Raw genomic sequence first — 1,544 nt, 5'->3', positions numbered from 1 at the left:
CTTATAGTTGGACCAATCCATTTATCAATCGATTAGTTTACTATATTTGATAAGTGGAATATGCCTCTGTTGGTTACGAATATTGAACGGCAAACATCCAATGTTTCTAACAAGACGTTCGAACCAACAGAGCTACTCGCTTCAAAACGCATACTCAGGGATCGCCTACGACGACTATCTATAAGACCTGCGAGAAACGAGACTTAAGCACATTCCATCTATAACTTTACTCGCTGGAGCATCAAAATGAAAGCATATAACGTCGATGATTTCGCTGCACTTATTGGTATCGATTGGGCTGACAAAAAACATGATATATGTGAGCACCCAAAAAACACCAAACAATATCACTACACCATTATAAAACATAAACCAGAAGCGCTTCACAAATGGGCAATGGAGCTTAAGCTGCGTTACCCAGATCAGAAAATTGCTGTTGTGTGTGAACTTAAAAAAGGTCCCTTAATTTATGCGCTCGCAAAATATGACCACCTCGTCTTATTTACGGTGAATCCATCCGCGGTCGCAAATTACCGCAAAGCATTCACGCCTAGCGGCGCAAAAAATGACCCGACAGATGCATTCATACAAGTTGAAATGATTAAACTTCACATAGATAAACTCTCAGTGATAGTACCTGAGTCAACATCAATGAGAGCATTAGCGCAACTGGTTGAGTATCGTCGTAATGTAGTACAAGATGGCGTCGATTTATCAAATAAAATAACTGCAACTTTGAAGAACTACTACCCTCAAGCGCTTGAATGGTTTAAAGAAAAAGATACCTTAATCTTTTGTGATTTCATCAGTAAATGGCCATCGCTCACCGCGGTTAAAAAAGCCAGAAAGCAAACCTTATTAGACTTCTTTAATCGTCACAACTCACATTATGAAACTGTCAATAATGCTCGATTACTTAGCATTAAAGAAGCCGTTCCGTTAACCGAAGATGAAGGCGTAATAGCCCCTAATCAACTGTTAGTGGAAGTGCTTATCACACAATTCAAGGTGTTACTTATCGGTATTGAACAGTTGGATAAAGCAATAAAACAGCTGTACAAAAAACAACAAGACAAGGCTATTTTTGATAGTTTACCTGGCGCAGGCCCACAACTAGCACCGCGCTTATTAGTCGCTTTTGGGCACAATAGAGAACGTTATACGGATGCTTCACAGATGCAGAAGTATGCGGGTATTGCACCCGTTATTGAAAGCAGCGGTAAAAAGACATGGACACATTGGCGGTACAGTTGTCCTACTTTTTTAAGGCAAACGTTTGTTGAATGGGCTGGTTTTTCGATACGATATTCATTCTGGGCAAAAGCTTATTATGAGCAACAAAAAAGTAAAGGTAAACCACATAACAGCATAATAAGATCGCTTGCTTTCAAGTGGATAAGAATAATATTTAGGTGCTGGAAAACGAAGATGCCCTACAACGAATCAAAATATTTAGAAGCATTAAACCGAAGAGGATCGCCACTGTTAAAATTTGCAATAAATAGCTAAATTTTACTAGTTGTCCACCTCAGGGCGTGTTGTTA

Annotated in this window: 1 protein-coding gene; it reads left to right on the top strand. The window is 39.2% G+C overall.

The genetic code is table 11. The features are described 5' to 3' along the window. Positions 1–246: 246 nt before the first annotated feature. Positions 247–1,509 (top strand): IS110 family transposase, encoded by a 1,263-nt coding sequence (locus H4J62_RS19905; RefSeq protein ID WP_182218764.1) that lies wholly within the window; start codon positions 247–249, stop codon positions 1,507–1,509. The last annotated feature ends 35 nt before the right edge of the window (positions 1,510–1,544 follow it).

The organism is Colwellia sp. BRX8-5, assembly GCF_014077325.1.
GTDB lineage: Bacteria > Pseudomonadota > Gammaproteobacteria > Enterobacterales > Alteromonadaceae > Colwellia_A.
The sequence above is the reverse complement of the archived record's forward strand: the minus strand, read 5'-3'. Positions and strand labels throughout refer to the sequence as shown.

Excerpts from the sequence above, each read along its gene's own strand:
- H4J62_RS19905 (WP_182218764.1), top strand. The coding sequence starts at position 247 with ATGAAAGCATATAACGTCGATGATTTCGCTGCACTTATTGGTATCGAT.